This window comes from Pseudobutyrivibrio sp. MD2005 (genome assembly GCF_000621865.1).
In the GTDB taxonomy this organism is placed as follows: Bacteria; Bacillota; Clostridia; order Lachnospirales; family Lachnospiraceae; genus Pseudobutyrivibrio.
Genome location: NZ_KK211361.1, coordinates 73868 through 80625, shown reverse-complemented (window position 1 = coordinate 80625; position 6758 = coordinate 73868). Strand labels below are relative to the sequence as shown.

The window sequence follows — 6758 nt, the reverse complement described above, 5'->3', positions numbered from 1 at the left end:
GGTCCCTATCCGGCGCGGGCGTAGGATATTTGAGAGGAGCTGCCCCTAGTACGAGAGGACCGGGGTGGACGGACCACTGGTGTATCAGCTGTCGACCAACGGCATAGCTGAGTAGCCAAGTCTGGACGGGATAAACGCTGAAGGCATCTAAGCGTGAAGCCCCCCTCAAGATGAGATATCCCCTTCCTTTAAGGAAATAAGATCCCTTATAGACGATAAGGTAGATAGGTTCAAGGTGTAAGTGTGGTAACACATTCAGCTGATGAATACTAATAGATCGAAGGTTTATTCTAAAAAGGAAATATGTAGTCAGGATGTAATTCTGAAATTTACTGTGTGAAGTTTTGAGGTTGCTATAATTAAATGCAACCATTAGTATTGTGTTTTATGCGGGTGTGGTTCAATGGTAGAACATCAGCCTTCCAAGCTGAATACGTGGGTTCGATTCCCATCACCCGCTCTTAGAATTTAATATGCGCGATTAGCTCAGCTGGCAGAGCACCTGACTCTTAATCAGGGTGTCCAGGGTTCGAACCCCTGATCGCGCACGATAGTGACGCTGAATCATTTGATTCGGCGTTTTTTGCATATAAAGAGAGAATAAAACCAAATCGTGTTGACAATGTGTCAATGTGATGATATAGTTATAGCATTGACTAAGTGTCAATTGGATAGTGTAAAACAATAATAGAGGTAATAATCATGGCTGTAGAGCTTAAAGAGACAATTGATAGACGTAGAGAAGAAATAATGGATGCGTGTGAAAAGCTTTATGATATTAAAGGATTTCATGGCATTACTATTAAGGATATTAGTACGGAAACAAGTTTTTCCAGACCATCAATATATAATTATTTTCGTACAAAGGAAGAAATATTCCTGGGTATTCTTACCAGAGAATATGCAAAATGGAATGATTCTATGAGGCAACTTCTTTCAGAAAATAAGTTGTCGGATAAAGATTCATTGGCTAAGTCCATTGCATCAAGCTTGGATGAGAGAAAGGTTCTTTTAAAAATATCTGCCCAGAATCTTTATGAGATAGAAGACAATAGCAGGTTGGAATTGCTGAAGGAATTTAAGTTAGTTTTCAAAGATAGTATTAATCTATTTGATGAATGTCTTTCTACCTGCATTGAAAATAAAGAAAAACGCAATCATATTCGATATAGTTTCTTTCCGTACATGTACGGCATTTATCCATATGCATATCCTACAGAAAAGCAGATTATAGCTATGGATGAAGTGGAATTGCCGCATGAAGACATGTCTATTTATGATTTGACATATCAGTTTTTAGTTACAGTATTAGGGATTTAAAGGGGATTATTACAATGATAAACATATTATTCGTTTGCCACGGCAGCATCTGCAGATCGCCAATGGCAAAATATGTAATGCAAGATATGGTTGATAAGATGGGAGTAAGCAGTCAGTTTTTTATTGATTGTGCTGCCATGACGTATGAGGAGATAGGTAATCCTGTTTATCCGCCAGTCAGACAGGTTTTAAATAACAAAGGAATTGATTGTAGCGGATATGCAGCTCGCCACATTAAGAAAGACGAGTACCGTGATTTCGATTATATAATTGGCATGGATGCTGAAAATATGCGAGATCTAAGATATGAATTTGGTGAGGATAGGGATAATAAAATCTATAGGCTTTTAGATTTTACAGACAGGCCTCGTGATATAGATGACCCTTGGTACACTCGTAAGTTTGATGTATGCTACCATGATGTCTTAAGGGGATGTGAAGGATTATTGGCACATCTGGGATATTAAAAAGAAAGCTCTTAGCAGTTTTGCTAAGAGCTACTTTTATATTTATTTATGAAATCATTCATAGGAATTGGAGGAGAGAAGTACCAGCCTTGCAGGTAATCACAACCGATTTCCGCCATGGCTTTTGCCATCTCAATTGTTTCTATTCCTTCGGCTGTTATCGTATATCCGCTTCCTTTTAGCGTTTTAACTAGCATTGGAAGTATAATATCCGGCTTTTTGCAGTGATCCCAAACAAGACTCATATCTAACTTAACGTTGGTAAACGGATAGTGCTTTAACCTGCTTACATTTGAGTATCCAGTACCGTAATCGTCTAAGGAGAATGCAAAGCCTCTTTTTTGAATCTCGTTTATTTGATCTTTCATTAAAGATTCGTCGATAATGGCTACTTCTGTAATTTCAAGATGGATAGAATCTGGACTTACATTATATTTGTTAAGTAAAATCTCAAAACTTTTGGCTAAATCTTTTTTCATGAACTGAGCAGTAGAAATATTCACATTTACCCATTTCATACCAATAGATTTTAAATCATTAGATTTTACGAATCTACAGGTCTTTTCAAAGACTTGTTCTCCGAGCTGATTGATTCTACCGTTTTTCTCTGCAAGCGATATAAATTTGCCTGGAGGAATGATGTTGCCTTTTTCGTCGCGGATGCGGGCAAGACTTTCAGCGCCTACAAGCTTAAGTGTTTGGGCATCGACTATAGGCTGAAGAAATACTTCTACCGAATTAGTTTTTATAGCGTTCTCGAGGACTGCTTTGATTTTAGTAGTTTCATGGGTAGCCTGGAACATGTCGTCATCTATGTTTATAAGCTCATTGGTGCTGCTATTGGCAATAACAAGGGCATTTGCAAGAACACTGATGACACTTTCGGTATCATATCTATTCCAATCGCATAGGATTTTAGCAAAGCTCACATCCAAATAAAGCTCAACATTGTTTGAAATCCAAGGCTTTTTAAATCTACCTTCAATAGTAGCAATAACATCATCTACATCTACGTTGTCTTTTGCAATAAGTATGAAACGGCCGGAACGATAGTAGAAATGGAGCAAATGTGGAAAAGATCTTCTAAGGTATGCGCCTATTAAATTAATACCGGCATCCATTTGTTTTGTACTATATATTTCTACATCTTCTAAATAATGATTGATAACAAATCCGAAAATCTGTGTGTATTTTTGCGTTGATTTCTCGTCAAGAAATTCCTGAAGGCCAGCAGTGTTAAATAATCTTGTGCGTCTTTCTATATAGAAATCAGGATTCATAAAGCACAGATTAATGGTGAGGATTCCCATAATACAAAATGTATCCATGAGAAGGAATTGAGGCATAAGCTGTCTAAATATAAGGCCTAAAACAAGCATCAAATGATATATGATAACACCATACTTTTGGCGCAATCTTTTTAGATTCTGTTTGTAATTTAAAACAGCAAACAAACCAAGTCCGACATAAAATATAAAAGTATATGTTATTGAATGGTATAGATAGCCTCGTTTGTAACCAGTTGTGCCCACATAAAAAATAGCATTAGTCCATGGAGTGGAGAGTACTATTACTTCACAGAAAATAAGAGGTAATTGACATAGAAATGTTCTAAATTTGTTTTCGGATGGGTCAAGTCCTAGAGTTTCGCAGGTAAATCTGAAAAATATAAAGCCTCGAAAAGCAAATGCTATAAAAAACACCATATTAGTGCTAAAGACAACAAATCGAGGCAAGCTTGCATATTCTTCGCATGCCCAGCTACCGACAATATCAGAAGTTATAACCACAGTTTCGGTGAAAAGTAGAATTACAAAGGACTTATTTATTTTTATTGGAAGCCTTTGAAGCATAAAGTAATTGAAGAGAAGTATTCCTAGTATTAAAAGGCTTGGTATAGCAAAACTGAAATCCCACATAATGTCTCTCCTATTTATACATACCTACACTCTTAATTGTAATTGAGTAGAATCAATTATACCAATGAACAAATTGTGATTTTATTGCGTTTATTAAAAGTTCATATTATACTTGCAAAATATTTATTGTATTGGAATGTGTTTATTTGTTAGAATAAGCAAGTTGCAATAGATAAATAAATGGAAATAGGTGTTTTATGAGTATTTTGAATGTAGAGCATTTGTCACATGGTTTTGGTGACAGAGCTATTTTTGAGGATGTTTCCTTTAGACTCCTTAAGGGAGAGCATATTGGACTTGTTGGAGCAAATGGCGAAGGTAAGTCTACATTTATGAATATAATTACAGGTAAGCTACAGCCGGACGAGGGCAAGATTGAGTGGTCAAAAAAGGTTAGAGTAGGTTATCTTGATCAGCATACTGTCCTTGAAAAAGGAATGACTATAGGCGATGTGCTTAGATCAGCATTTGATTTTCTATATGAGATGGAAAATGAGATGAACGATATCTATGCAAGCCTTGGAGAGATTACTGACGACTCAGAAATGGCTAAACGTATGGATGAGGCTGGTACAATTGCGGATCTTCTTACCATGCATGATTTTTATATGATTGATTCTAAGGTGGAGGAGGTTGCAAGAGCCCTTGGTGTACTTGATCTTGGATTAGACAGAGATGTTACTGAGCTTTCAGGTGGCCAGCGTACAAAAGTGCTCATGGCAAAGTTACTGCTTGAAAAGCCAGATATTCTGCTTTTAGATGAGCCTACCAACTATCTGGATGTGGAGCATATTGAATGGCTTAAGAGATATCTTAATGATTACGAGAATGCCTTTATTTTGATTTCACATGATGTTCCATTTTTAAATTCAGTTATCAATCTGATTTATCATATGGATAATAAGAAGCTGGAGCGATATGTTGGTGATTACGATAAATTCCAGGAAGTGTATGCTATGAAGCAGGCGCAGCTTGAGGCCGCTTACAATAAGCAGCAAAAGGAGATTGCAGAGCTTAAGGATTTTGTAGCCAGAAATAAAGCTAATGTGGCTACCAGAAACATGGCTATGTCTCGTCAGAAGAAGCTAGATAAGATGGACATGATTGAGCTTGCTGCGGAAAAGCCAAAGCCAGAGTTTTATTTTAAAGAAGCGAGAACACCAAGTAGAGTTATTTTTTCTACTAAGGACCTTGTAATCGGCTATAACAAAAATGAGCCTTTATCGAAGCCTCTCAATTTAGAGATGCAGAGAAAGCAGAAGGTTGTTTTAACTGGAGCTAATGGAATTGGTAAGACTACACTTTTAAAGAGTATTTTGGGCTTGATTCCACCTCTTTCTGGAACAGTATATCAGGGAGAATTTCTTGAGATTGGATACTTTGAGCAGGAGATGGATCAGCATATTTCCACAACTTGTATAGAAGAAATATGGAATGAATTTCCATCTTACAATCAAAGCGAAGTAAGAGCTGCCCTTGCAAAATGTGGCCTTACAACAAAGCATATCGAAAGCTTGTGTCGAGTACTTTCCGGTGGAGAGCAGGCTAAGGTGCGTTTGTGTAAGCTGCTTAATAGAGAGACAAATCTGCTGTTGCTAGATGAGCCTACAAACCATTTGGATGTGGATGCAAAAGACGAGTTGAAGAGGGCACTAAAAGAATACAATGGTTCTATCCTTATGGTCTGCCACGAGCCAGAGTTTTATGAGGGGCTTGCAACGGATGTTTGGGATGTTAGTCAGTGGACTACAAAGATACTATAATAGCTAAAAATTGGAAATTAAATTGCGTGCAATTTACACACTATTAATATAGAACTTTTTATTATTCTGTGCTAAAATGGTTTGTTGTTTGAATAATAAATTATTCTTTGGAAGGAAGGTTTTAATTATGACAAAGATTGATATAATTTCAGGTTTCTTAGGCGCTGGTAAGACTACTTACATTAAGAAGATGCTTGAAGAAGCATACAAGGGTGAAAAGGTAGTTCTTATAGAAAACGAGTTTGGTGAGGTTGGTATCGATGGAGGCTTCCTTAAGGATGCTGGTATCACTATTTCAGAAATGAATTCTGGATGTATTTGCTGTTCACTTGTAGGCGATTTCGATAAGAACCTTCACGAAGTTCTCGAGAAATTCAGCCCAGACAGAATCCTTATCGAGCCATCAGGTGTTGGTAAGCTTTCAGATGTTATGACATCTGTTATCAAGCTTGAAGAATCAGCTGATGTAAAGCTTTGTGGTCTTGTAACAGTTGTTAATGCACTTAAGGCTTCAAAGCAGATGAAGGCTTTTGGTGAGTTCTTCAACAACCAGATTGAGTTCGCTACAACAGTTGTTCTTTCACGTTCACAGACAGCTACAGAGGATCAGCTTGAGTTCTGTGTTAAGCAGATTCAGAAGCTTAATCCAAAGGCTGCTATTATCACAACTCCATGGGAAGAAATCACAGGTGAGAAGCTTCTTTCAGTTATGGAGGGACAGGATAATCTTGCTGCGGAGATGAAGCATCTTGCAGAGGAAGCTCATGAGCATGAAGAGGAAGAGCATGAGCACGAGCATCATCATGACCATGACCATGAAGAGCATGAGCACGAGCATCATCACGACCATGACCATGAAGAGCATGAGCACGAGCATCATCACGATCACGACCACGAGGAGCACGAGCACCATCATCATGATCATGACCACGATCATGAGCACGGTGAGCACTGTACATGTGGATGCCACGATCATGATCATGAACATCATCATCACCATCACGCAGATGATGTGTTTACTACATGGGGTAAGGAGACACCTCATAAGTTCGAGAAGGCTACAATTGAAAAGGCTATGAAGGCTTTTGCTAAGACTACAGATTACGGAACAGTTATCCGTTCAAAGGGTATGGTTGAGGATGTCAACGGTGGATGGATTTACTTTGATTTCGTAGACGGCGAGTATGAGCTTAGATCTGGTGAGCCAGATTACACAGGACGTCTTGTTGTAATTGGTGCAGATATTGATGAGCACAAGATTGAGGAATTATTCGGTTTATAAAATCATT

5 protein-coding genes, 2 tRNA genes and 1 rRNA gene are annotated in these 6758 nt (G+C 37.9%); 7 read left to right on the top strand and 1 reads right to left on the bottom strand.

The window, feature by feature from the left end:
- The 5 genes from T498_RS0114330 to T498_RS0114310 all read left to right on the top strand — a co-directional run.
- Positions 1–293: ribosomal RNA gene (locus tag T498_RS0114330) — 23S ribosomal RNA — on the top strand; the annotation flags it as partial.
- A 96-nt stretch (positions 294–389) separates the two neighbouring features.
- Positions 390–460 (top strand) — tRNA-Gly (locus T498_RS0114325).
- A 15-nt stretch (positions 461–475) separates the two neighbouring features.
- A tRNA-Lys gene (locus T498_RS0114320) sits at positions 476–548 on the top strand.
- 154 nt (positions 549–702) lie between these two features.
- The gene (locus T498_RS0114315) at positions 703–1320 is read left to right on the top strand and encodes a TetR/AcrR family transcriptional regulator (RefSeq protein WP_028236514.1); all 618 of its coding nucleotides are present in this window, start codon (positions 703–705) and stop codon (positions 1318–1320) included.
- Positions 1321–1334: 14 nt separating this feature from the next.
- Positions 1335–1787 (top strand): low molecular weight protein-tyrosine-phosphatase, encoded by a 453-nt coding sequence (locus tag T498_RS0114310; RefSeq protein ID WP_028236513.1) that lies wholly within the window; start codon positions 1335–1337, stop codon positions 1785–1787.
- A 23-nt stretch (positions 1788–1810) separates the two neighbouring features.
- Here the strand turns inward: T498_RS0114310 and T498_RS0114305 are convergent, their stop codons facing one another.
- Positions 1811–3706, bottom strand: a complete 1896-nt coding sequence (locus T498_RS0114305; RefSeq protein WP_028236512.1) for an EAL domain-containing protein — start codon at positions 3704–3706, stop codon at positions 1811–1813.
- A 197-nt stretch (positions 3707–3903) separates the two neighbouring features.
- Between T498_RS0114305 and T498_RS0114300 the strand changes: the two genes are divergently transcribed.
- Both T498_RS0114300 and T498_RS0114295 read left to right on the top strand, forming a co-directional pair.
- Positions 3904–5469 carry an ABC-F family ATP-binding cassette domain-containing protein gene (locus tag T498_RS0114300; RefSeq protein ID WP_028236511.1) on the top strand — a complete coding sequence of 522 codons (1566 nt, stop codon included), beginning with the start codon at positions 3904–3906 and terminating at the stop codon, positions 5467–5469.
- A gap of 127 nt (positions 5470–5596) precedes the next feature.
- The gene (locus T498_RS0114295) at positions 5597–6751 is read left to right on the top strand and encodes a CobW family GTP-binding protein (protein WP_028236510.1); all 1155 of its coding nucleotides are present in this window, start codon (positions 5597–5599) and stop codon (positions 6749–6751) included.
- The last annotated feature ends 7 nt before the right edge of the window (positions 6752–6758 follow it).

Coding starts and splice junctions, on each gene's coding strand:
- T498_RS0114310 (WP_028236513.1), top strand. CDS start 1,335: ATGATAAACATATTATTCGTTTGCCACGGCAGCATCTGCAGATCGCCA.
- T498_RS0114295 (WP_028236510.1), top strand. CDS start 5,597: ATGACAAAGATTGATATAATTTCAGGTTTCTTAGGCGCTGGTAAGACT.
- T498_RS0114300 (WP_028236511.1), top strand. CDS start 3,904: ATGAGTATTTTGAATGTAGAGCATTTGTCACATGGTTTTGGTGACAGA.
- T498_RS0114305 (WP_028236512.1), bottom strand. CDS start 3,706: ATGTGGGATTTCAGTTTTGCTATACCAAGCCTTTTAATACTAGGAATA.
- T498_RS0114315 (WP_028236514.1), top strand. CDS start 703: ATGGCTGTAGAGCTTAAAGAGACAATTGATAGACGTAGAGAAGAAATA.